This is a genomic window from Catenibacterium sp. co_0103, from assembly GCF_004168205.1.
In the GTDB taxonomy this organism is placed as follows: domain Bacteria; phylum Bacillota_I; class Bacilli_A; order Erysipelotrichales; family Coprobacillaceae; genus Catenibacterium; species Catenibacterium mitsuoka_A.
Genome location: NZ_RCYB01000036.1, coordinates 1 through 21547, shown reverse-complemented (window position 1 = coordinate 21547; position 21547 = coordinate 1). Strand labels below are relative to the sequence as shown.

The window sequence follows — 21547 nt, the reverse complement described above, 5'->3', positions numbered from 1 at the left end:
CATAAAAGCAAAGCCAGGAGTTCATACCCCTGACTTTTTCAAAGCTTGAGTAAACCCCAAGTCTATTTAGTTACTCTGATTATCGAAAGTATAGAGAAGGTAATGAATAACCTTCTTTTTAATTATGGAAAAAACATTGTAAATCACATATAATATTAATGTTTGAAGGAGCGTGTGATATGAGTTTATTTATTACTTTTGAAGGTGGAGAAGGCAGTGGTAAAACGACTATTGCAAAGATGTTACATAAACAGTTTATTGAAGAAGGATATAATATCACTTTTAGTAGAGAACCTGGTGGGGTAGATATCGCAGAACAGATCAGAGATGTGATTACTGATGTCAATAATACGAAGATGGACGCAAGAACTGAAGCATTACTTTATGCAGCAAGTAGAAGACAGCATCTAGTAGAAAAAGTACTTCCTGTATTAAAGGAAGATGGTATTGTGATATGCGATCGTTTTGTTGATAGTTCTTTAGTTTATCAGGGAATTGGAAGAGGTATTGGCGTAGATAATATCTACAACATGAATCTTTTTGCGACAGATGGTATTCTTCCTGATTTAACTATTTTCTTTGATGTAAAACCTGAAGTTGCTTTAAAGCGTATTACAGGGGATAGAGAAGTCAATAGATTAGATTTAGAATCATTGGATTTTCATCATAAAGTATATGATGGTTATCAAATGATCTGTGATAAGTTCCCAGATAGAATTGTGAAGGTAGATGCTTCTTTACCAGTTGAAGAAGTATATCGTCAGGTTTATGAAATCGTAAAGGATAGACTATGAAAGAAATTTTAAAAGAAACACAACCTATCTTCTATCGTATCTTAGAGAAGAGTTTTAAAGAGAATAAAAAGACTCATGCATTTCTTCTAGTAGGGGATCATACGGATGATATTGCGACATTTATTGCCCAGTCTTATATATGCCATGAAGATACAATAGCGTGTGAAACTTGTGATGATTGTATACGAATTAAAGAAGGTCTTTATCCTGATATGATTGTATGTGATGGTAAAGAGGCTTCTATTAAGAAATCTGATATTGATCATATTCAGGAAGAGTTTGTGAAATCAAGTGTAGAGAATAATGGAAAAGTATATATTCTTAAAAATATTGATAATGCGACGACTCAGGCAATGAATAGCTTATTAAAGTTCTTAGAAGAACCTGTGGAAGAAGTATATGCAATCCTTACAACAAAGAATATTAATAAGGTACTACCTACTATTCAATCTAGATGTCAGGTGATTAAATTGCTTCCTGAATCTAAGCATTCTTTAGAATTAAAACTAAAGAATGAAGGGGTGGATGAAGAAGACTCTTTGGTTCTTCCTCATCTATTTGATTCGATTGAAGAATGTAATGAGTATAAGGATAGTGAGTTATATTTTGATGTTAAGAATTATGTATTCTACTTTATTGAAGATTTATATATGAAACCATCGGATTTATTAATCAATTTGCAGATTAATCTAGGTAAGAAGTATAAGAAGAATAAAGAAGCCTATGCATTATTCTTAAATCTTTTGGTGTTAGGTATGAGAGATATGTTTCACGTGAAACATTCCATACCTGTATTATTTGTGAAACATAAAGATTTCTTTGAGAAGATGCCAGAAGATGGTAAAATATTACAGAAAATAGAAATCATATTAGAATATGCTGAAAGACTCAACAATAATGTCAATCTTGCATTATTACTAGATGGTATGGTATATAAAGTATTGAAGGGAGTTTGACGAAATGGATAGATTAGCGGCTGTTAGATTTAATAGCGCTGGTAAATATTATTACTTCTCTACAGACTTAGATGTCAAAAAGGGAGATAAAGTAATAGTAGAAACTGTAAGAGGACTAGAAATGGGAGAAATCATTTCGGATCTTACAGACTTATCAGAATTTAAATTAGATAACGAATTAAAAAGAATTAAACGTGTTGCGAATAGAGCAGACATTGAAGTATATAATATCAATAAAATTAAGGCACAAAAATCATTTGAAATCTGTAAAGAAATCATTGCGGAAACAAACCTTGATATGCATTTGATCAATTGTGAATATACATTAGATGCTTCTAAGGTGATCTTTATGTATACATCTGATGAACGTGTAGACTTCAGAGATTTATTAAAGAAACTTGCAAGTGTTTTTAAATGTCGTATTGAATTAAGACAGGTAGGACCTAGAGATAAAGCTAAAATTGTAGGTGGTATTGGAAATTGTGGCTTACCACTATGTTGTAACTCATTCTTAGGTGAGTTTGATGGTGTATCTATCAATATGGCTAAGAATCAGTTACTTGCGATTAATATTGACAAGATTTCAGGTGTATGTGGTCGTTTATTATGTTGTTTAAAGTATGAAGATGAGGCCTATAAGGAAGTTAAAAAGAAATTCCCTAAGATTGGTTCATTTATTCGTTATGATGATAAACAGTGTAAGGTTGTTGGTTTAAACGTTATTTCTGATTTAGTAAAGATTGATAGTGAAGGAAGTATTTTATTTATTCCTTTATCTGATATCGATAAGAAACCAGCTCCTAAAAAGGAAAGACGTATCTTAGAAGAACTAGCACCAAAAAAAGAAAGGAAACACGATAAACCAAGACAAAAGAAGCCAAAACAACAGCATAAACCAAAACAGAATGATCAGAAGCCAAGAACTATCAAAGGTAATAATCCAAAAGGAAAGAAAGATGAACGAAGAAATTAATCATCTCCTTGGTTATAATGATATGAAAATCATCCAGAGAAGAGATATGTTTACCTTTTCTCTGGATACTGTTTTATTGGCAAACTTTTGTGCAATCACAAAGGATATGAAGACAATTGTAGATTTTGGGACAAATAATGCAGCTATACCATTAATCTTAACACAACGAACTCATAAGAAGATTATTGGTGTTGAAATTCAAAAGGAAGCTGTAGAGATTGCAGAAAGAAACGTAAAATTAAATCATGTAGAAAATCAGGTGGAAATTATTCACGATGATATCAAAGAGTATGTGAAGTATGCACCACGTACTAAGGCAATTGTATGTAACCCTCCATTTTTTAGATTAGGTGAGAAGTCCCACGTCAATGAGAGTCCTTATGTTACTATTGCACGTCACGAAATCAAAATAGATCTAGAAGGAATTATTGCATCAGCAGCAAAGATTCTAGATCAGAATGGTCGTTTCTCAATGGTCTATCGTCCGGATCGTTTTATTGAAACAATTGAATTATTTAAGAAATATAGAATAGAACCTAAACGTATTCGTTTTGTCTATCCTAAAGAAGGAAAAGAATGTAATACATTTTTAATCGAAGGTGCTTTCTTAGGCAAAACAGGATTAAAGATTGAACCTCCATTATATACACATAATGAAGATGGCAGCTATTCAGATGAAGTTAAACAGTTAGTAGGTGAGATGAATGTTAAATAGACAAAAGAGTTTTGAAAATGGAAAAGCGACACTTTACCTTGTACCAACACCTATTGGTAATTTAAGTGAAATGACACCAAGATGTATTGATGTTATGAAGAGTGTAAACTATATTGCTGCAGAAGATACACGTAATACAGTGAAACTATTAAATCACTTTAATATAGAAGCTAAGCTTATTTCTCATCATGAACATAATCTGCATGTTGCAATCCCTAAACTTTTATCATTATTAGAAGAAGGGGAGTCAGTTGCATTAGTAAGTGATGCAGGTTATCCTGCAATTAGTGATCCAGGGTATGAAATGGTTCTTGCAACTATTGATGCAGGATATAATGTCGTTCCTTTATCAGGATGTAATGCTTGTTTAGATGCTTTAGTTGTCTCTGGTATTGCACCACAGCCATTCATGTTCTATGGTTTCTTAAGCCATACAAATAAAAATAAGACTAAAGAATTAGAAAAATTAAAAAATATCACTTATACAATCGTATTCTATGAAGCCCCACATAGAATTAAGGCAACATTGGAATGTATGATGAAAGTATTAGGTGATAGAAGAATAGCGTTATGTAGAGAAATCACTAAGAAACATGAAGAAATTCTAAGAGGTACTATTTCTGAAGTATTAGAAGTAGTAGATGAATTAAAGGGTGAAATGGTTATTGTGGTTGAAGGTGGTGCTGAAGTAACTGAAGAAGAGACTTTTGACCAGACAATTACAGAACATGTAGATGAGTTTGTAGAAAAAGGCATGTCTAAAAAAGATGCTATTAAAGAAGTCGCAAAAATTCGCAAATTAAATAAGAATCTTGTGTATGAAGAATATCATAAAAAGTAAAAGGGTAATGTTTCACGTGAAACATTACCCTTTTTGCTTGGAAGACCTTATATTTCTAGTTAATAACTATAAATACAAGAAGAAAAAAGTAAAGTCATTTTTAAAAATGACAATGACAGTTTAACATAAGGTAAATTTTAATTCAAATGGATATTTAAGAAAAGCATCTACGATATGAACTAAAAATACGAATTATATTAAAGGAACGGTTATAAATGACTGCATAAGACTATAGTTTATTTAAAAATTTATTTCTAAGTAATTGATAAGCAAATACAATTGTAAGAGAAAAAATGATCATCTTAATATAATCTAGATTGAGTTTTCTTGAATAGTACCAATCAAATAGTAAGAATAGAATAGAAATAGATAAAAATATGATATAGAATTTTATCTTTTTCATAAGAATCCTCCTGGATGAATTATAGTATATTTGTTTCTTATATGTGTTAAGCAAATGTAAAAATAAAATAAAAAAACTGTGTTTACACACAGTTTCAAATCAATCTTTCGTAAGCTTCTCTCTCTTCATTGTTTTTTAAACGAACAGTACCACAATGTTTAAATCCATTCTTTAATATAAATTCTCTCATTGGTTTATTATTCTTTTCAATATCTAAACGAATAGAAGGAGTACCACTCTGTTTACAGATGTTGACTGCATAATCCAATAATTTTTTTGCATAGCCATTTCCTTTATGATTATTATCAATCGCAAAACGATGAATAATACCATAGTGTCTAGTATCAGTAAGCCAGTGGCCGTTGTAGATTCTTACATAGCTAGGTTCTATTCCTATAATAAAATGCATTGTGCCATACGTATGGGAATGTTTAGAAAGAACATAACTGTTACCTGATATAATATCATCTAGTATTGTGCTAATGTCAGGATATCCTTTTTGCCATTGGTTAATATCATTATCTTTAAAATATTCTTTTGCTTGATTAATAAGATCCATCACACGACTTAGATCTTTAATTTCTGATGCGCGTACATGCATATCAATCACCTCATTTAAAATTGTACTAGAAATCATTTGAAATATCAAATAGTTGTATTTTGATTGCTGAAATGGTTAAATAGTGTCAAGGGAGGATTTTATGATTTATCGTACAGTTAATATTTTAGTCTATATTATTTCTGTCTTATTAGCTATGTATGGCTTGCAGGCTTTTGACTTCGAACGCTTCTTGAGAAAGGGCAGAATCAGCCAGTTTTATGTCTTCTATGTAGTCGCGAGTGTGGCGCTCGGATACTTATTAGCACAATTTATACTTAATTTTGGTACGTTAAGTTTTTATTGATTTAAAGCCAATATTTTTTAATTAATTGACTTGAATAATATGAATAAAATGATAAAATAGAAATGCTTACAAGGAGGAAAAAGGTATGAGCTTATCAAAAGAAATTGGTATTGACCTTGGTACTGCAAATATCCTTATCTATGCTAAAGGAGAAGGAATTGTAGTAAATGAACCAAGTGTTGTTACTATTAATGTAGAAACAAATAGACCTGTTGCTGTTGGTGAAGAAGCAAGAGAAATGCTTGGAAAGACTCCTGGAAAATTAAAAGCAATCCGTCCATTAAAGGATGGTGTTATTGCTGATTTCCAGACTACTGAAATCTTACTAACACACTTTATCAATAAACTAAACTTAAAAGGAATTTTTGCTAGACCAACAATCTTAATTTGTTGTCCATCTAACATCACTTCAATCGAAAAGAGTGCCATCCAGGATGTTGCTTTAAGATGTGGTGCTAAGAAGGTATATATCGAAGAAGAACCAAAAGTAGCTGCTATTGGTGCTGGTCTTGATATTTCTAAACCATCTGGAAACATGGTTATCGATATCGGTGGTGGAACTACAGACGTTGCTGTACTTTCATTAGGTGATATCGTTACATCTCAGTCATTAAAGATTGCTGGTGACAAGATGGATCAGGAAATCATTAAATACGTAAAAGATAAATATAAGTTATTAATTGGTGATGCTACAGCTGAAGAAGTTAAGAAACAGATCGGTTGTGCATTCCAGCCTAACGAAGAAACAGTTATGGATGTCCGTGGTAGAGACTTAGTAACTGGTCTTCCAAAGACTATCCAAATGAATGAAGCTGAAACAGTTTCTGCTTTAGGAGAAGTTTGTGAAACAATCTTAATTGCTGCTAAGCAGGTTCTTGAACAGACACCACCTGAATTATCTGCAGATATCGTAAATAAAGGTATCTTCTTAACTGGTGGAGGAGCTTTATTAAAGAATTTAGACAAGTTCCTTGAACAGGGATTAAAGGTTCCTGTATTCGTAGCTGATACACCACTTGATTGTGTTGCTGAAGGCTGCGGTGTCATGTTAGAAAACACTACATACTTACAGTAAGAGATAGCGTTCGCGCTATCTTTTTTTTGGAGGAAATAATGAAAGCGATATTTTTTGATATTGATGGTACAATTTACCATCCAGAGATTGGTATTAGTCAGAATACAATTGATGAAATTCATAGAGTACAAAAATTAGGTCATAAATGCTTTATCGCAAGTGGTAGACCAACTGGATTTATTTCTAAAGAAGTGAAATCCATTGGTTTTGATGGCTACGTATTAGCTAATGGAGCACATATTGTGACTGAAGGAAAAACAATAGACTCTTTAACATTACCTTATGATGAAACAAAGAAACTTATTGAATATGTGGAATCACAAGGTTATGAATATATACTTCTTACAACTGATCGTTGTTATTTAAAGAAGGAGTCACCACATATGTATGAATTCTATGCTTGGTGTAATATTGATATGGACTCTTTATGCAACGATTATGATTTAGATGAAGTACTAAAGAAAACAATTAAATTAGAAATTAGATATAATAAAAAAGAAGACAGCGTAGGACTTATTGAAAGACTAGGGGCTTTCTTCTATGAAAAACATGATGATAGCTTAAACATTGAAGTATCTAATATAGATACTTCTAAAGGTCATGGTATTGAAACAATGCTGAACTATTATGGCTTAGATGTTGATGATAGCTATTGTTTTGGTGATGGAGCCAATGACATAGAAATGTTTAAAACAGTAGGTCATCCAATCGCTATGAAGAATGCAATTCCAATGATTTATCATCATGCATCAATCATCTGTGAAGATGTATTGCATGATGGTGTGGCAAAAGAATTAAAGAGACTCTTTTAACTTCTGTATAAAAACAGAAGTTTTTTTTGTGTCTTCTATGAATGAATCATTGGCTTTTTGAATATGTTAAGTGTTGATTATACAGTAGAAATACTGTCTTAATGTTATAGCTTTTTCTCATTTTACTATTTTTGTTGAATAAAAATAATAAAAATAATATAATGATATTGGAGGTGATAAACATGAACTTTGTCTGGAATACAAACGAACTGAATGCATCTGTCGTCTCCATTTATGAAACAAATATTACATTGAATACGACAGCATGCATGCATTTTGAAAATGTGAATTATGTTCTATTAGGTATTGATTATGACAATCATTGTATCGGTATCAAACCCGTGGGGAAGCAAGCTATCAATGACGGAATCTATCCACAGGACCAGCTTCATAAGATATCAAGAGGTAAGTCCTATGGAAGAATCACCAATAAACCATTTATTAAAGAACTTGCTGATTTGATTCCTCTCGATTTCAATGAAAAGAATGTTTATAAGTTTAAAGGAACATATGACATTGTTCATGAAGTTCTCATTGTTGACTACAAGGAGGGAAGACTAAATGGATAGTTTGGTAGTGTGGTCAGGTGTTATGATTGCGTGTATTGTGGTAGAAATACTCACGGTATCACTAGTAAGTGTCTGGTTTGTGATTGGTGCTTTTGCGGCATTGATTGCCTGCTTATTGAATGTATCAGTTCCAATACAGGTCGCTATATTTCTTGTGGTATCTGTTATATGCGCGATAGTGGCACGTCCTATGGCTGTAAAAAGTCTGAAAGGCAACATAATACATACGAATAATGATGCACTTATAGGATCTCATGCTCTCGTTATTAAGAGAATTGATGCAGATCATATGGGTGAAGTAAGAATTAAGAATCAGATTTGGTCAGCGTCTTCACTTCATAATTTGACTTTAGAAGAAGGAGAATATGGAGAAGTTGTCGCAATTGAAGGTGCACATCTAGTTGTAAAAAAGGAGGGGAACTAAGATGTTAGGATTTATTTTAATGATTTTATTAATCGCAATTGTTGTTATTCTTATTTTCAGTACAGTAAAGATTGTTCCACAGTCATATGCTTATGTAGTAGAAAGAATCGGTGCATATGACCGTACATTAAATGTAGGTTTACATATTCTTATTCCTTTAATTGATCGTGTATCTAATCGTGTATCATTAAAGGAACAGGTTATGGACTTCGCTCCACAGCCAGTTATTACTAAAGATAACGTTACAATGCAGATTGATACAGTAGTCTATTTCTCTATCACAGATCCTAAGTTATTTACTTATGGTGTAGTAAGACCAATTAATGCGATTGAAACATTAACTGCAACTACATTAAGAAATATCATTGGGGAACTTGAATTAGATGACACATTAACATCAAGAGATATCATTAACTCTAAGATGAGATCTATTCTTGATGATGCCACTGATCCATGGGGTATCAAGGTAACTAGAGTAGAAGTTAAAAACATTCTTCCACCAAAAGATATTCAGGAAGCAATGGAAAAACAGATGCGTGCAGAACGTGAAAGACGTGAATCTATCTTAGTTGCTGAAGGTAAAAAACAGGCTGCTATCTTAAATGCTGAAGGAGATAAGGAATCTCTTGTATTACGTGCAACAGCTGAAAAAGAAGCACAGATTGCGAAAGCTGAAGGTCAGGCTGAAGCATTAAGACTTGTTTATGAAGCACAAGCTAAAGCTATTCAGTATATTAATGAAGCAAATCCTGAATCAGCTTATATCCAGTTAGAAGGATTAAAAGCATTAAAGAACTTAGCTGATGGACAAGCTACAAAGATTATTGTACCTAATGACTTAGCAGGGTTAGCTGGTACACTTACAACTTTATCAGAATCACTTAAGGATCCTAAAAAGCCTGAGTAACAACAGTCAGAAGACAGATGCTGTCTTCTGATTTTTTTGTATCTAAAAAGCCGTGCGTGTTGCACGGCTTGTATAATCATTTGAAGATATCCTTTATCTTACTACCAACAGGTTTATAATTAAGCAATTTCTTGATTTCTTCCTTGTCTAAGTATTCTTCAATATAACCACAATTCTCACAAATATAGAAAGTCTTCTTTGCGGTATTTCCCTCTTTGAATATAGCGAAAACTTGCGGAGGCTTATTAATATGATTCGTTATTTGAGAAATATTACCACCACCATTTTCATGGAGCTGATCTTTAATAATAATAATTTTATCATGATTACATTTTGGGCAGATTCCAGTCTTTTTCATAGTGAGTTCTCCCTATACCGTTACAATAGTTGTATATTCTTTATAATGTTTTAATACATCAGGATCAATTTCATTATCGGTAATGACTGCATCAAAATTAAAGAGATCATAGAAGATATAAAAGTCAGAACGATTAAACTTAGTAGAATCTACAAGTAAATATCTATTCTTCGAATTATCTAAAGGTATTCCCTGTGATTCTCCCTCTTCTAATGAATAAGTTGTAATACCACTATTAAAGATACCGTTACATCCAATAAAGGCTTTTGTATATCTTAGTTTACTTAATACCATATTTGTGATTGGACCTACAAAGGTATTTGTATTACTACGATATTCTCCACCTGTTAACATTACATCAGTAGGAGTATGACCACTCAAGATATTAAATACTGCAAGAGAATTCGTAACTACTCTAATATTACGTCCACATAACTGCTCAGCTAATAACTGAATAGTAGTACCAGGACCTAAGAATATAGTTTCTCCTTCTTGAATAAGACTTGCTGCTTTATGCGCAATTCTTGTTTTTTCTTCTATCTGTACAGAAGACTTCTCTAAATGAGAACGTTCATGATCCATACTAAAAGATAAACTCTGTGCTCCACCATGTACTCTTAATAATTTACCAGACTTCTCTAATTCATCTAAATCTCTTCTTGCGGTCATATCTGATATTTCTAATTGTTCCATAATTTCATTGATAGAAATAATACCTTTTTGATTGACCATCTGTGTAATTCTTACAAGACGTTCCTTTTTTAACATGTTTTCACTCTCCTTGTCAGTGTCAGTATATCATTCAAAATAATCTAAATCAACACAAAACAAACAAAAACAAACATACAGAAAATGATTTAGCTTGTTTTTTATCATAAATGTTTGTAAATATTTAATTATTTGTTTTGTATTGTTTATATTTGTTGACAAATGTGATGAATGCGATTACACTGTAGTTGTAGAAAACAAAAGAGTAGAAAAAAAGAAAATGACTAAAGATGAATTAAGTATGGTAGGCTTTGAAATCGTAGCTTACTCAGGAGATGCAAGAAGTACTTTATTAGAATTATTAAAAGAAATGCGTGCAGGTAATTTTGATAATGTAGAAGAAAAGTTAAAGGAAGCAGATGAAAATATCAATCTCGCACATCAGTCTCAGACAACTATTCTTCAGCAAGAAGCACGTGGTGAAGATATGGAAATGGGATTTATCTTCATTCATGGACAGGATCATTTGATGACTACAATCTTATTAAGAGATGTTATTGAAGATTTTATTACTTTATATAGAGAAAGAGGGACAAAATAATGTTAGACGCTGTCATTAAGAAAATTGAAAAAGGTAAACCATTTTTCGATAAAATTGCTCAAAATATTTATTTAGGTGCTGTACGTGATGGCTTCTTAACAGCAATGCCAGCCATCTTATTCTCAAGTGTATTTATCTTAGCTGCTTCAATTCCAGAAATCTTTGGAATTAAGTTGCCAGCAGATGTCTCAACATGGTTGTGGAAAGTCTATAACTATTCAATGGGTATTGTTGGTTTACTAGTATCAGCAACAACTGCAAAGTGCTTAGCTGAAAGCATGAATCGTCGTTTGCCAGAAGGTAAAGTAATCAACACAACTTCAGTTATGCTTGCAAGTATTTGTGGTTTCTTTATGTTAGCAGTCAGTGATGTAAAGCTTGGTATCTCTACTACTTATTTAGGTACTAAAGGTTTACTTGCTTCATTCATCGCTGCATTCATCACAGTTAAGATGTATAAGTTCTGTGTTGAAAAAGATGTCACTATTCATATGCCAAAAGAAGTGCCAGGGACAATCTCTCAGATGTTCAGAGATGTGTTCCCGTTCTCTTTCTCAGTATTGGTATGTGTTATTATTGATTTAATTGTTCGTAATTTATTTGGTTATACTTTTGCAGAAGCAATCATCACATTATTACAGCCATTATTCACAGCTGCAGATGGTTATTTAGGAATCTGTATTATCTGGGGTGCAATGGCAATGTTCTGGTTCGTTGGTGTACATGGTCCAAGTATTGTTGAACCAGCTATCGCTGCAATCATCTATGCAAACGTAGATGCAAACTTAGTATTATTTAAAGCAGGACATCAGGCTGCAAATGTATTAACAGTAGGTTTAGGTAACTTCGTAGGTACAATGGGTGGTACAGGTGCTACTCTAGTTGTTCCATTCTTATTTATGTTATTTGCTAGATCTAAACAGTTAAAAGCTGTTGGTAAAACAACTTTCATTCCAGTATGTTTCGCAGTTAATGAACCATTATTATTTGCTACTCCAATCGTATTAAACCCATATTTCTTTGTTCCATTCTTACTTGCACCAATGGTGAATGTATCATTATTCAAATTCTTCGTTGATGTATTAAAGATGAACTCATTCATTTATGTATTACCTTGGGCTACTCCAGCTCCAATTGGTTTGATTTTAGGTACAGGTATTAGTTTCTTAGCTGTATTACTTGCTGTATTATTAATCGTAGTAGATGGTATTATTTACTTACCATTCGTTAAAGCATATGATGCTTCATTATTAGAAGAAGAAAAACAGAAAGAAGCTTTAGAAGCATTAGAAGAACAGGTTAAAGAAGAAGAACCTGAAACAAATGAACCTCTTCAGTTAGATAAGAAGATCAATGTATTAGTATTATGTGTAGGCGCTGGTACAAGTGCTATGTTTGCAAATGCTGTTAAAGAAGGGGCTAAAGAAACTGGTTTTCCAGTAGATGCCACTGCAAGTGCTTATGGTAATCACTATGATATCTTAAAGAACTATGATGTCGTTGTCTTATCTCCACAGGTACAGGCTCATTTAGAAGAAGTAAAACAGGATGCGAAAGAAGGTACTAAAGTCATTGCAACTAAGGGTGCTCAATATATTCAGTTAACTCGTGATCCTAAGGGTGCTGTTGAATTTATCGTTGAACAGGAAAAGGAAGGTTAAGTACATGAAATTCTCTGATGATTTTATCTTTGGTGGCGCTACAGCTGCTTATCAGTGTGAAGGTAGTACATTAGAATATGGTAAAGGTAAAGTGTCTTGGGATGACTTTCTTGCAAAGCAGGGTCGTTTCAAGGCAGACCCTGCCAGTGATTTCTACCACCAGTATGGACAAGATTTAAAGCTATGTAAAATGTTTGGTATTAATGGAATTCGTATCTCTATTTCATGGGCACGTATCTTCCCTGATGGTACAGGAAAAATCAATCAGGAAGGTATTGATTTCTATCATAGAGTATTCCAGGAATGTCATAAGAATAATGTAGAACCATTTATCACATTACATCATTTTGATACACCTGATACTTTATATCAGAAGGGTGACTTTTTAAATAGAGAAACAGTAGATGCATTTGTAGACTATGCAAAGTTCTGTTTTGAAGAATATAAGGATGAAGTTAAATACTGGTTTACTTTCAATGAAATCTGGGCAGTAGCTACAAACACTTATATTGAAGGAACATTCCCTAATGGTGAAAAATATAATATGACAAAAGCATTCCAGATTATGCATAATATGATGCTTGCTCATGCGAAAGCTGTTGTTGCTTATAAAGAAGCAGGATATAAAGGACAGATTGGCTGTGTACAGTCATTAGAATATAAGTATCCTTATGATGAAAATAGTTTAGATGATATACAGGCTGCAAAGAACGAAGATGTATTACAGAACCAGTTCTTATTAGATGCAACATTCAAAGGATATTACTCTACTGAAACAATGGAAATTGTAGATCGTTTAGTAGCTATTAATAATGGTCAGCTAGACTTAAGAGATGAAGACTTTGAAGTTATGAAGAAAGCAGCAGTCTTAATTGACTATATGGGTATGAACTATTACCAGTCACGTTTCATTCAGTACTATGATGGTGAGAATGATATCCATCATAATGGAACTGGTGAAAAGGGTACTTCACGTTTCTGCTTAAAGAATGTAGGACGTAGAATGGAAAAAGAAGGTATTCCTAGAACAGACTGGGACTGGTTAATTCATCCAGAAAGTATGTTTGATATGTTAGTGCGTATTCGTCAGCAGTATCCAAACTACAAGTGTATCTATATTACAGAAAACGGTATGGGTTATAAAGATGAATTTGTAGATGGTGTGATTGATGATGCACCAAGAATTGATTATATCAAGAAACATTTACAGTATGCATTAAAGGCAGTTGAAGTGGGTGTTAATGTAAAGGGCTACTTTGTATGGTCATTAATGGATATGTTCTCATGGACTAATGGATATAATAAGCGTTATGGCTTATTCTATGTAGACTATGAAACACAGAAACGTTATCCAAAAGCAAGTGCTTATTGGTATAAGGGCGTATCAGAAACGAAAGAGGTGTAGTTATGAATTCTTATAAAGGAGTTATATTTGATTTTAATGGAACATTGTTTTTTGACAATCCAAAGCATGTATTAGCCTGGGGAAAGATTTCCGAGGAAATAAGACATCATGGAATTAGCGAAGAAGAGCTACATGAACATTTCAATGGTGTTCCTAATAATAAGATCATTGAATATATGTTTGATGGACAATGTACAGATGAAGTGAAACAGAAATATTCTTTACTTAAAGAACAGTACTATCGTGAATTCTGTAAGGAAGATAAAGAAACATTTCATTTAGTTGCTGGCGCTACAGAATTCTTTGATAAGCTTAAAAACAACAACATTCCATTTACTATCGCAAGTGCATCCATTAAACCAAATATTGATTTCTTTGTAGAATCATTCCATCTTGATCATTGGATTAATCCTGATGATATTGTTTATGATGATGGAACATATGATAATAAGATCATGATGTTCAAGAAAGCAGCTAATATTCTAGGAGTAGATATAAGTGACTGCTTAATCGTTGAAGACTCCCTAAGTGGTATTGAGAATGCCTATAAAGCAGGATGTAGAAATATAATCGTAATCGATTCTGCAAATAAAAGAGAAGAATATCAGAAGTTACCAGGAGTAACAAAAGTGATTGATTCATTTAAAGAAATTTAAACAAAGAGCCATCTTATTAAAGATGGTTCTTTTTGCAAGAAAACAAGATGGGCGCTTCACTATGATAATTCAGTCTTTTGTTAAGAACGATTTCGTTGTAAAATATAAGAGTCAAATAGAATAGTGATTTGGCTATGGCAGCTGTCATATATGGTGGTTGCAAAGTTTATGGAGGAATAAATATGAATGTATTAGTTACAGGTGGTGCAGGTTATATTGGTAGTCATGTCTGTGTAGAATTACTACAGAGCGGACATGATGTTGTAGTCATCGATGACTTCTCAAATTCAAAACCAGAAGCCTTAGATGCCATTCATGAAATTACTGGTAAGAAAGTAAAGTTTTATGAATTCAATGTTTTAGATGAAGATAAGACAGAAGCAGTATTCAAGGAAAATAAATTAGATGCAGTCATTCACTGTGCAGCCTTCAAGGCAGTAGGTGAATCAGTAGTAAAGCCTATTGAATATTATACAAATAACTTAATGACTACTTTAGTAGTTGCTAAGCTTATGAAGAAGTATCATGTCCCTTCAATTGTATTCTCTTCAAGTGCTACAGTATATGGTGATCCTAAAGTTGTACCTTTAACTGAAGACTGTGAATTAGGACAGACTACAAACCCATATGGTTCTACAAAGGCTATGATGGAAAGAATTCTAACAGATGTACAGCATGCTGTACCAGAAATGTCTGTTACACTTCTTCGTTACTTCAACCCAATTGGTGCACATGAATCAGGATTATTAGGAGAAGATCCAAAGGGAATTCCTAACAATCTTATGCCTTATATTATGAAGGTTGCTGCAGGTGAACTTCCTTGCTTAGGTGTATTTGGTGATGACTATGATACACCAGACGGAACAGGTGTACGTGACTACATCCATGTTGTAGACTTAGCTAAGGGTCATGTTCTTGCAATTGAAAAATATGCAACACCAGGTGTTCATATCTGTAACCTAGGAACAGGTAAAGGATATAGTGTATTAGAAATCGTTAAGGCTTTTGAAAAGGTAAATGGTGTAAAAGTACCTTATGAAATCAAGCCAAGACGTGCTGGTGATATCGCAACATGTTATGCAGATCCTACTCGTGCAAAAGAACAGTTAGGATGGGTGGCTGAAAAGACACTAGAAGATATGTGCAGAGATACTTGGAACTTTGCAAAGAAACATATGTAACACTTAAGTCTCTCGAAAGAGAGGCTTTTTTGATGCAAAAAAAAGCAACTATTGTAGTTGCTTCAGGTCTTCTTGATAATCTATATCATAGAGTTCTCTTACATTCTCTACTTGTATATATTCTACTTCATCAGGATGCTTATTTAATACCTTTCTTCCACCTTGGTCTTGTTTTAATAGAACTAACTCAGGAATATAAGAACTATCAAATAGAGTAGGGTTGCCTACTTTATCTTTATAAGCACAACTGGCAAGTTTATGTTTTGTATGCATCAGTTTGTCTATAGTATTCATAGAAATATAAGGCTGATCAGCGACCATGAAGATCATTCTAAATGGCTTCTCTAACGTATTTAAATAGTTCACAGCAGCCTTAATAGAATAAGAGAGACCATGAATACTCTCTAAACATAAAATGCTGGTAGCGCCTCTTTGAGACGCATATTGTAGTATCTCATCATATTGTGATACGACAATAACATGATCATATTCCTTTAATATGAGATCTAATGCATGTTGATATAACAGTTTATTTTGAAAAGGAAACAGCAGTTTGTTTCCTTTAAAACGTCTGCTGTTTCCTGATGCAAGATATATAATATATGTTTTATTCATCGATAGCCATGACAATCTTTTCAGGTGTCATTGGAAGATCTCTCACCCATGCACCACATGCACTGTGGATAGCAGCACATAAGGCTGGGGCTGGTGTATTGATGACACATTCACCAATAGACTTTGCACCAAATGGACCTGTCTTTTCATAACTGCTTTCAAAATAAACACGTAAATGACCCATATCAAGTCTTGTAGGAATCTTATAAGTCATGAAGTTATTTTCTGTTAAACCACCCTTAGGTGAATAAGTAATACTTTCTGATAATGCCATACCGATACCCTGTACAAGACCTCCTTCAGTCTGTACAGTTGCAAGATTAGTATTTACTACAGTACCACAGTCTACAACAGCTACATAATCTAGTATTTCTACAAAACCTGTATCTTTATCTAATGCAATTTCTGCCATACCTACCATATATGGTGGTGGAGAAATTTTAGATGAATGAGTGCATGTTACCTGGATAGGGACTGTATTACCACACTGAGAGAATGTTGCGATATCCGTATGTGTAAATGATTCATTTGTAGCTGGATTATCAATTGTATTGCCAGTAAATACTAATGATTCAGGATCACATTCCCACTTATTGGCAGCAATCTTCATCATGTTCTCTTTGAGCTCTTCACTCGCTTTTCTTACAGCCATACCAGTAACATAAGTTGTACTAGAAGCATAAGAACCAGAATCATATGGAGAAGCATCAGTATCTGCACCAAAGACAACAATATTGTCTACATCACATTCTAATTCTTCTGCTGCCATCTGGGCAAGAATAGTATCACATCCAGTACCCATATCTGCAGCACCGATGCTTAACATATAAGAACCATCATCGTTTAACTTTAATGTAGCAGACCCAACATCGACACCAGAGATACCTGATCCCTGCATTGCCATTGCAACACCTGCTGCCTTAATACGACCATCGGGCATTACAGTAGGAGTCTTACGGTTTTCCCAGTCAAATTCTTTCTTAGCACGTTCCATACATTTATCTAATGCACAGCTATCCGCAATTTCACCATAGTAGGCATCCATCTTCTGACCTTGACGTACCATGTTCTTTTCTCTGATTTCTACAGGATCCATATGTAAAATATCAGCTAATTCGTTGACACATGTTTCTAATGCATAAATACCCTGAGTCGCACCATATCCACGATATGCACCAGAAGATAATCTATTTGTGTAAACAACATCATAATGGAAACGGAATGCTTCTAGATTGTTTGTATATAGTGGAATAGATTTATGACCTGATAAACCTACAGTAGTAGGACCATGTTCACCAAAGGCACCAGAGTTAGATAATGTATATACATCAATGGCACGAATAGTACCATCATTCATAGCACCCACTTTAGTAGTGACTTCCATTTCATGACGTGGACTACCCGCGATCTGAGATTCAGTACGTGTATAAATAAGTTTAGATGGTTTCTTAGTCATCCATGTAACAAATGCAGGATAGATTTCAGTCACAAGTGACTGCTTTGCACCAAAGCCACCACCAATACGAGGCTTTTCAACACGAATCATAGACTTAGGAATATCTAAAGCATTTGCAAGAATACGACGTGCATGGAAAACAATCTGTGTAGAACTAATAACATGTAAACGACCATAAGTATCAATTTCACAATAAGTTCTAAATGTTTCCATCATCGCCTGATTGACTGCAGGAACGTGATAAGTACGTTCAATCACATGATCACATGATTTAAATACTTCTTCTAGATCACCATGTGTTTCATCTGCAGTGGCTACTAAGTTACGTTTATTGTCTGCCCCTACAGGACATAATGCTTTCCAGTTATCTTCAGGATGAACAAGAATAGGATTATCCTTAGCAGTTCTAAAGTCTAATACAGCTTCTTCTACTTGATATTTTACTTTAATAAGCTTTAATGCTTCATCTACTTTCTTTTCATCATAACCAGCAACAATCGCAACTGGATCACCTACGAATCTAACTCTCTGATCTAAGATTAAACGATCATAAGGGCTTGGTTCTGGATAAGTTTGACCAGCCATAGTAAAACGTTTCTGAGGCACATCTTTATAAGTATAAACAGCTTCAATTGTATCTACTGCCTTAGCTGCTTCTGTATCAATATTCTCAATTAATGCATTAGCATGAGGAGAATGAACAAGCTTTACAATCAAACAGTCGTGAGGTGTTACATCATCAACATAGACAGGTTTACCTAATAATAGGTTCATTGCATCTTTTTTTCTTATAGGTTTATTAACCTGTTTTAATTCCTGTCTCATCCTAACACTTCCTTTCCATTTTCCTTGCAGTAATTAATATAGTTTCTAATACCTCTTAATTGTCCTTCATAACCAGAACAACGACAAAGGTTACCAGATAAGAATGCTCTGATTTCATCATCACTAGGATCTTTATTTTCTTCTAGTAATGCGATTGTATTCATCATAAATCCAGGATTACAGAAACCACACTGTTCAGCACCCTGATCAGCAATAAATTCAGCAAGTGGTCTTGCCTTTTCCTGTAAACCTTCTAAAGTAGTCACTTCATGACCTGCAGCTCTAGCTGCAAGAACACTACAAGAAAGAACTGGTTTGTTGTCTAATAATACTGTACATAATCCACAGTTACTTGTATCACAACCTCTTTTAACACTAAGACAATGCTCACTTCTTACAAAATCAATAAGAAGAGTATCAGGTAAAATACTACGAGTCATTGTTTTTCCATTTAATGTAATTGTAATTTCCATCTTACTGTGCCTCCAATTCCTTTAATGAACGTCTCATAAGAACCTTTACAAGCTTCTGACGATATTCTGCACTGCCTAAGTTATTGCTTCCAAGTTTGATTTCAGAAGACACTTCTTCAATGAAAGCTTCAATAGACTCATCATTTAATTCCATCTGTTTTTCATAAGCAATTGCCTTTAAAGGACGACCACCAATTACTACAGAATAAGTATCATTCATATAACTTGCACAACAAGTAAGAACAGGGAAATCAGTACTTACATTTCTCTGTGACTTATAACAAACCTTAATAGGTGTCTTCTTTACAATAACACGTACAAGAATATCAAGAGAAGGACGCATCCAAGCAAACTCTCTCATAGGTACAATACCACCGTCATATAATTCTACATAAGCATCTAATCCCATAAACATAGATAATACATCAGAGAAACCATAACGACCAAAAATAGAACCTCCTACAGTCGCACAGTTTCTAAACTGCACACCAATAATATGTTCCACACTATGCTTCATTGCATCATGTGTATAAGCATTTATTCCTGCATGAGTTTCTAACTGACGTAATGTCACCATTGCGCCAATAGTAAACTGTTCATCATCTTCTTCAATAGTATCTAAATGAAGATCACATAAATCAATTGCCTTTTCAACTGATCTATTCATCATCTTCAACCATAACATACCACCTACAATAATGTTTTTTCTGTTCTGAACGAGTTCATAAGCTTCCTCAAGCGACTGAGGTCTTACATATTCCTGAATATTTAACATCTTTTTCTATCCTTTCTATTTTGTGATAAGTGTTTCATCGAGACTAAAATCATAAAACTCTTTATAAAAATCTATTACATCCTTTTTATAATTCTCATATGTATAATCATGAGGATGAAGTACATATGATAGCCAGAGTGATGCAAGAATATGAGAAGGAACAGGATCCATCCATGATTCAACCACCTCAGGCATAATATAAATCTTCTTGTTCTTCACTATATCAAGTGATGAGAAGAATTCATAGTTATAAATAGAATCTTTTGAATAAGAAGCATTACGAGGCATGATCACTATATCTGGGTTTAAAGTTAATAATGTTTCTAACGCAATAGTAGGGTAGTCTACACCTTTAATACTCGCTGCAGCATTTTTCACATGTGCTGTAGTTAGTATAGTACTTTGAAACATAGAAGGTGTGACAGGTTTATAAATAGACTCTTTTGAAGCAATATAAACATGCTTATTAGAAGTACCTAAACTATTCATCTTACTCTTTTTAGTACTATAGTAGTTCTTTAACTTCTTCGCATTGTTTTGTTTACCACAAACTTTCGCAATAAGTGAAACCATGGCATCATACTTCTTTTCACTAGAAGGATCAACCACAATAACTTTTATATGTCTTTCTTCAAAATCCTCAATAAGATCCTTATTCTCTTTCATCATAAATACTACATCAGGAGCTGTCTTTGCGATAAGACTGACATTACATCCTACCTGAGGTAGTTCTAATAAATCAGGATCTGTCTTTTGATAAATGCTTCTAGAAGAAGCATTCTTTTGAGTAACTAAATAGACTTGGGGTTTACTCAAGCTTTGAAAAAGTCAGGGGTATAAACTCCTGGCTTTGCTTTTGGGCTGTAAACTTTTTAGGGGCAGTTTTTCGCTATCTGTTTTGTTTATTTCATAAATCATTTATCATGTTCTTAAGGTCAATAAATCTATAGAAAGAAAAAAAGGATAAGCATCGAAGTTTGGCCACCGAAATGCTTATCCTGTCCAATAAGAACACTATGATAATAATAAAACTTTCATCTAAAATCAAGCATATTACTGAAAATCAATATAAAAATCTGATTCCAATGTGATAATGTCTCAATGTATCCAAGTTGATAATGTCCCAATTGGGACATTATCAACTTGCCGTGTTAAACTATAACCTCCGAGGGAGGTTATTATGAGAAAGGTTGAATTGAGAATGAATGAGCAGAATAAGTATGAAATAATCAAGAAACTTGTAGAAACAAATGGAAACAAGAAGAGAGCAGCTACTAGACTTGGCTGTACTGTAAGAACTATCAATAGACTTATCATTAAATATAAGGAACAGGGAAAGAAGGGTTTCGTGCATGGCAACCGTGGAAGACTGCCTGCTTCTGCAGTTCCTTTGGACATAAAGAATAAGATCATCTCTCTTTATATCAATGATTTCTCTGATGCAAACTTCACTCACTTC

The 21547-nt window shown here is 33.6% G+C and carries 26 protein-coding genes; 17 read left to right on the top strand and 9 right to left on the bottom strand.

Annotation, left to right across the window (positions count from 1 at the left end):
- The first annotated feature begins 179 nt into the window (after positions 1-179).
- From tmk to rsmI, 5 genes are read left to right on the top strand one after another with little or no spacing between them, the layout of a single operon-like run.
- The gene (gene tmk / locus EAI80_RS07465; protein WP_129981544.1) at positions 180-794 is read left to right on the top strand and encodes a dTMP kinase; all 615 of its coding nucleotides are present in this window, start codon (positions 180-182) and stop codon (positions 792-794) included.
- Positions 791-1750 (top strand): hypothetical protein, encoded by a 960-nt coding sequence (locus EAI80_RS07460; protein WP_129981543.1) that lies wholly within the window; start codon positions 791-793, stop codon positions 1748-1750. The genes tmk and EAI80_RS07460 overlap by 4 nt, the downstream gene beginning before the upstream one ends.
- A 4-nt stretch (positions 1751-1754) precedes the next feature.
- Positions 1755-2723, top strand: a complete 969-nt coding sequence (locus EAI80_RS07455; protein ID WP_129981542.1) for a stage 0 sporulation family protein — start codon at positions 1755-1757, stop codon at positions 2721-2723.
- Positions 2707-3438 (top strand): tRNA1(Val) (adenine(37)-N6)-methyltransferase, encoded by a 732-nt coding sequence (locus tag EAI80_RS07450; RefSeq protein WP_129981541.1) that lies wholly within the window; start codon positions 2707-2709, stop codon positions 3436-3438. The genes EAI80_RS07455 and EAI80_RS07450 overlap by 17 nt, the downstream gene beginning before the upstream one ends.
- Positions 3428-4279, top strand: a complete 852-nt coding sequence (gene rsmI, locus EAI80_RS07445) for a 16S rRNA (cytidine(1402)-2'-O)-methyltransferase (protein ID WP_129981540.1) — start codon at positions 3428-3430, stop codon at positions 4277-4279. The genes EAI80_RS07450 and rsmI overlap by 11 nt, the downstream gene beginning before the upstream one ends.
- 229 nt (positions 4280-4508) lie before the next feature.
- Here the strand turns inward: rsmI and EAI80_RS13360 are convergent, their stop codons facing one another.
- Both EAI80_RS13360 and EAI80_RS07440 read right to left on the bottom strand, forming a co-directional pair.
- Positions 4509-4682, bottom strand: a complete 174-nt coding sequence (locus EAI80_RS13360; protein WP_161220300.1) for a hypothetical protein — start codon at positions 4680-4682, stop codon at positions 4509-4511.
- Between the two features lie 94 nt (positions 4683-4776).
- Positions 4777-5283 carry a GNAT family N-acetyltransferase gene (locus tag EAI80_RS07440; protein ID WP_022424796.1) on the bottom strand — a complete coding sequence of 169 codons (507 nt, stop codon included), beginning with the start codon at positions 5281-5283 and terminating at the stop codon, positions 4777-4779.
- Between the two features lie 100 nt (positions 5284-5383).
- Here EAI80_RS07440 and EAI80_RS07435 point away from each other — a divergent pair, with 100 nt between their 5' ends.
- The 6 genes from EAI80_RS07435 (at position 5384) to EAI80_RS07410 (ending at position 9374) form a co-directional block, all read left to right on the top strand.
- Positions 5384-5587: a DUF1146 domain-containing protein gene (locus EAI80_RS07435; protein WP_129981538.1), complete on the top strand. Its 204-nt coding sequence runs from the start codon at positions 5384-5386 to the stop codon at positions 5585-5587.
- A gap of 85 nt (positions 5588-5672) precedes the next feature.
- Positions 5673-6662: a rod shape-determining protein gene (locus EAI80_RS07430; protein ID WP_022424798.1), complete on the top strand. Its 990-nt coding sequence runs from the start codon at positions 5673-5675 to the stop codon at positions 6660-6662.
- Between the two features lie 38 nt (positions 6663-6700).
- A complete protein-coding gene (locus EAI80_RS07425; protein ID WP_129981537.1) occupies positions 6701-7474 on the top strand; it encodes an HAD family hydrolase in 774 nt (257 codons plus the stop codon).
- Between the two features lie 182 nt (positions 7475-7656).
- Positions 7657-8043 (top strand): hypothetical protein, encoded by a 387-nt coding sequence (locus EAI80_RS07420; protein ID WP_022424800.1) that lies wholly within the window; start codon positions 7657-7659, stop codon positions 8041-8043.
- Positions 8036-8467, top strand: coding sequence for an NfeD family protein (locus tag EAI80_RS07415; RefSeq protein ID WP_129981536.1), 432 nt, complete (start codon positions 8036-8038; stop codon positions 8465-8467). Before EAI80_RS07420 ends, EAI80_RS07415 begins: the two co-directional genes overlap by 8 nt.
- Before the next feature lies 1 nt (position 8468).
- The gene (locus tag EAI80_RS07410) at positions 8469-9374 is read left to right on the top strand and encodes an SPFH domain-containing protein (RefSeq protein WP_006504996.1); all 906 of its coding nucleotides are present in this window, start codon (positions 8469-8471) and stop codon (positions 9372-9374) included.
- A 76-nt stretch (positions 9375-9450) separates the two neighbouring features.
- Here the strand turns inward: EAI80_RS07410 and EAI80_RS07405 are convergent, their stop codons facing one another.
- Both EAI80_RS07405 and EAI80_RS07400 read right to left on the bottom strand, forming a co-directional pair.
- Entirely contained in the window at positions 9451-9732 is a 282-nt protein-coding gene (locus tag EAI80_RS07405) for a hypothetical protein (protein ID WP_129981535.1), read from the bottom strand.
- Positions 9733-9744: 12 nt separating this feature from the next.
- Positions 9745-10500, bottom strand: coding sequence for a DeoR/GlpR family DNA-binding transcription regulator (locus tag EAI80_RS07400; protein ID WP_129981534.1), 756 nt, complete (start codon positions 10498-10500; stop codon positions 9745-9747).
- Positions 10501-10720: 220 nt separating this feature from the next.
- On the opposite strand from EAI80_RS07400, the gene EAI80_RS07395 reads away from it, so the two are divergent.
- From EAI80_RS07395 to galE, 5 genes are all read left to right on the top strand, one after another.
- Entirely contained in the window at positions 10721-11041 is a 321-nt protein-coding gene (locus tag EAI80_RS07395; protein ID WP_022424805.1) for a PTS lactose/cellobiose transporter subunit IIA, read from the top strand.
- Positions 11041-12702 carry a PTS transporter subunit EIIC gene (locus EAI80_RS07390; RefSeq protein ID WP_129981533.1) on the top strand — a complete coding sequence of 554 codons (1662 nt, stop codon included), beginning with the start codon at positions 11041-11043 and terminating at the stop codon, positions 12700-12702. The genes EAI80_RS07395 and EAI80_RS07390 overlap by 1 nt, the downstream gene beginning before the upstream one ends.
- Before the next feature lie 4 nt (positions 12703-12706).
- Positions 12707-14107 carry a 6-phospho-beta-galactosidase gene (lacG, locus tag EAI80_RS07385; protein WP_022424807.1) on the top strand — a complete coding sequence of 467 codons (1401 nt, stop codon included), beginning with the start codon at positions 12707-12709 and terminating at the stop codon, positions 14105-14107.
- Between the two features lie 2 nt (positions 14108-14109).
- Positions 14110-14763 (top strand): HAD family phosphatase, encoded by a 654-nt coding sequence (locus EAI80_RS07380; RefSeq protein WP_022424808.1) that lies wholly within the window; start codon positions 14110-14112, stop codon positions 14761-14763.
- Between the two features lie 182 nt (positions 14764-14945).
- Entirely contained in the window at positions 14946-15944 is a 999-nt protein-coding gene (gene galE, locus EAI80_RS07375; protein ID WP_129981532.1) for a UDP-glucose 4-epimerase GalE, read from the top strand.
- Between the two features lie 48 nt (positions 15945-15992).
- Here the strand turns inward: galE and EAI80_RS07370 are convergent, their stop codons facing one another.
- Genes EAI80_RS07370 through EAI80_RS07350 form a run of 5 tightly spaced genes read right to left on the bottom strand, consistent with a single transcriptional unit; the run spans position 15993 to position 20904 of the window.
- Positions 15993-16559 carry a nucleotidyltransferase family protein gene (locus EAI80_RS07370; RefSeq protein ID WP_129981531.1) on the bottom strand — a complete coding sequence of 189 codons (567 nt, stop codon included), beginning with the start codon at positions 16557-16559 and terminating at the stop codon, positions 15993-15995.
- Positions 16552-18840 (bottom strand): molybdopterin cofactor-binding domain-containing protein, encoded by a 2289-nt coding sequence (locus EAI80_RS07365; protein ID WP_129981530.1) that lies wholly within the window; start codon positions 18838-18840, stop codon positions 16552-16554. The genes EAI80_RS07370 and EAI80_RS07365 overlap by 8 nt, the downstream gene beginning before the upstream one ends.
- The gene (locus EAI80_RS07360) at positions 18837-19313 is read right to left on the bottom strand and encodes a (2Fe-2S)-binding protein (RefSeq protein WP_022424980.1); all 477 of its coding nucleotides are present in this window, start codon (positions 19311-19313) and stop codon (positions 18837-18839) included. The genes EAI80_RS07365 and EAI80_RS07360 overlap by 4 nt, the downstream gene beginning before the upstream one ends.
- A 1-nt stretch (position 19314) precedes the next feature.
- Positions 19315-20088, bottom strand: coding sequence for an FAD binding domain-containing protein (locus EAI80_RS07355; protein ID WP_129981529.1), 774 nt, complete (start codon positions 20086-20088; stop codon positions 19315-19317).
- A gap of 15 nt (positions 20089-20103) precedes the next feature.
- A complete protein-coding gene (locus EAI80_RS07350) occupies positions 20104-20904 on the bottom strand; it encodes an ABC transporter substrate-binding protein (RefSeq protein ID WP_129981528.1) in 801 nt (266 codons plus the stop codon).
- 364 nt (positions 20905-21268) lie between these two features.
- On the opposite strand from EAI80_RS07350, the gene EAI80_RS07345 reads away from it, so the two are divergent.
- Positions 21269-21547, top strand: a 279-nt coding sequence (locus EAI80_RS07345; RefSeq protein ID WP_192924021.1) for a helix-turn-helix domain-containing protein, incomplete at its 3' end; no start/stop codon positions are given.

Coding starts and splice junctions, on each gene's coding strand:
- EAI80_RS07355 (WP_129981529.1), bottom strand. CDS start 20,088: ATGTTAAATATTCAGGAATATGTAAGACCTCAGTCGCTTGAGGAAGCT.
- EAI80_RS07430 (WP_022424798.1), top strand. CDS start 5,673: ATGAGCTTATCAAAAGAAATTGGTATTGACCTTGGTACTGCAAATATC.
- EAI80_RS07420 (WP_022424800.1), top strand. CDS start 7,657: ATGAACTTTGTCTGGAATACAAACGAACTGAATGCATCTGTCGTCTCC.
- EAI80_RS07450 (WP_129981541.1), top strand. CDS start 2,707: ATGAACGAAGAAATTAATCATCTCCTTGGTTATAATGATATGAAAATC.
- EAI80_RS07410 (WP_006504996.1), top strand. CDS start 8,469: ATGTTAGGATTTATTTTAATGATTTTATTAATCGCAATTGTTGTTATT.
- EAI80_RS13360 (WP_161220300.1), bottom strand. CDS start 4,682: ATGAAAAAGATAAAATTCTATATCATATTTTTATCTATTTCTATTCTA.
- EAI80_RS07395 (WP_022424805.1), top strand. CDS start 10,721: ATGACTAAAGATGAATTAAGTATGGTAGGCTTTGAAATCGTAGCTTAC.
- EAI80_RS07360 (WP_022424980.1), bottom strand. CDS start 19,313: ATGGAAATTACAATTACATTAAATGGAAAAACAATGACTCGTAGTATT.
- EAI80_RS07460 (WP_129981543.1), top strand. CDS start 791: ATGAAAGAAATTTTAAAAGAAACACAACCTATCTTCTATCGTATCTTA.
- tmk (WP_129981544.1), top strand. CDS start 180: ATGAGTTTATTTATTACTTTTGAAGGTGGAGAAGGCAGTGGTAAAACG.
- EAI80_RS07370 (WP_129981531.1), bottom strand. CDS start 16,559: ATGAATAAAACATATATTATATATCTTGCATCAGGAAACAGCAGACGT.
- EAI80_RS07425 (WP_129981537.1), top strand. CDS start 6,701: ATGAAAGCGATATTTTTTGATATTGATGGTACAATTTACCATCCAGAG.
- EAI80_RS07380 (WP_022424808.1), top strand. CDS start 14,110: ATGAATTCTTATAAAGGAGTTATATTTGATTTTAATGGAACATTGTTT.
- EAI80_RS07400 (WP_129981534.1), bottom strand. CDS start 10,500: ATGTTAAAAAAGGAACGTCTTGTAAGAATTACACAGATGGTCAATCAA.
- lacG (WP_022424807.1), top strand. CDS start 12,707: ATGAAATTCTCTGATGATTTTATCTTTGGTGGCGCTACAGCTGCTTAT.
- EAI80_RS07455 (WP_129981542.1), top strand. CDS start 1,755: ATGGATAGATTAGCGGCTGTTAGATTTAATAGCGCTGGTAAATATTAT.
- EAI80_RS07415 (WP_129981536.1), top strand. CDS start 8,036: ATGGATAGTTTGGTAGTGTGGTCAGGTGTTATGATTGCGTGTATTGTG.
- EAI80_RS07440 (WP_022424796.1), bottom strand. CDS start 5,283: ATGCATGTACGCGCATCAGAAATTAAAGATCTAAGTCGTGTGATGGAT.
- EAI80_RS07390 (WP_129981533.1), top strand. CDS start 11,041: ATGTTAGACGCTGTCATTAAGAAAATTGAAAAAGGTAAACCATTTTTC.
- EAI80_RS07405 (WP_129981535.1), bottom strand. CDS start 9,732: ATGAAAAAGACTGGAATCTGCCCAAAATGTAATCATGATAAAATTATT.
- galE (WP_129981532.1), top strand. CDS start 14,946: ATGAATGTATTAGTTACAGGTGGTGCAGGTTATATTGGTAGTCATGTC.
- EAI80_RS07435 (WP_129981538.1), top strand. CDS start 5,384: ATGATTTATCGTACAGTTAATATTTTAGTCTATATTATTTCTGTCTTA.
- EAI80_RS07365 (WP_129981530.1), bottom strand. CDS start 18,840: ATGAGACAGGAATTAAAACAGGTTAATAAACCTATAAGAAAAAAAGAT.
- rsmI (WP_129981540.1), top strand. CDS start 3,428: ATGTTAAATAGACAAAAGAGTTTTGAAAATGGAAAAGCGACACTTTAC.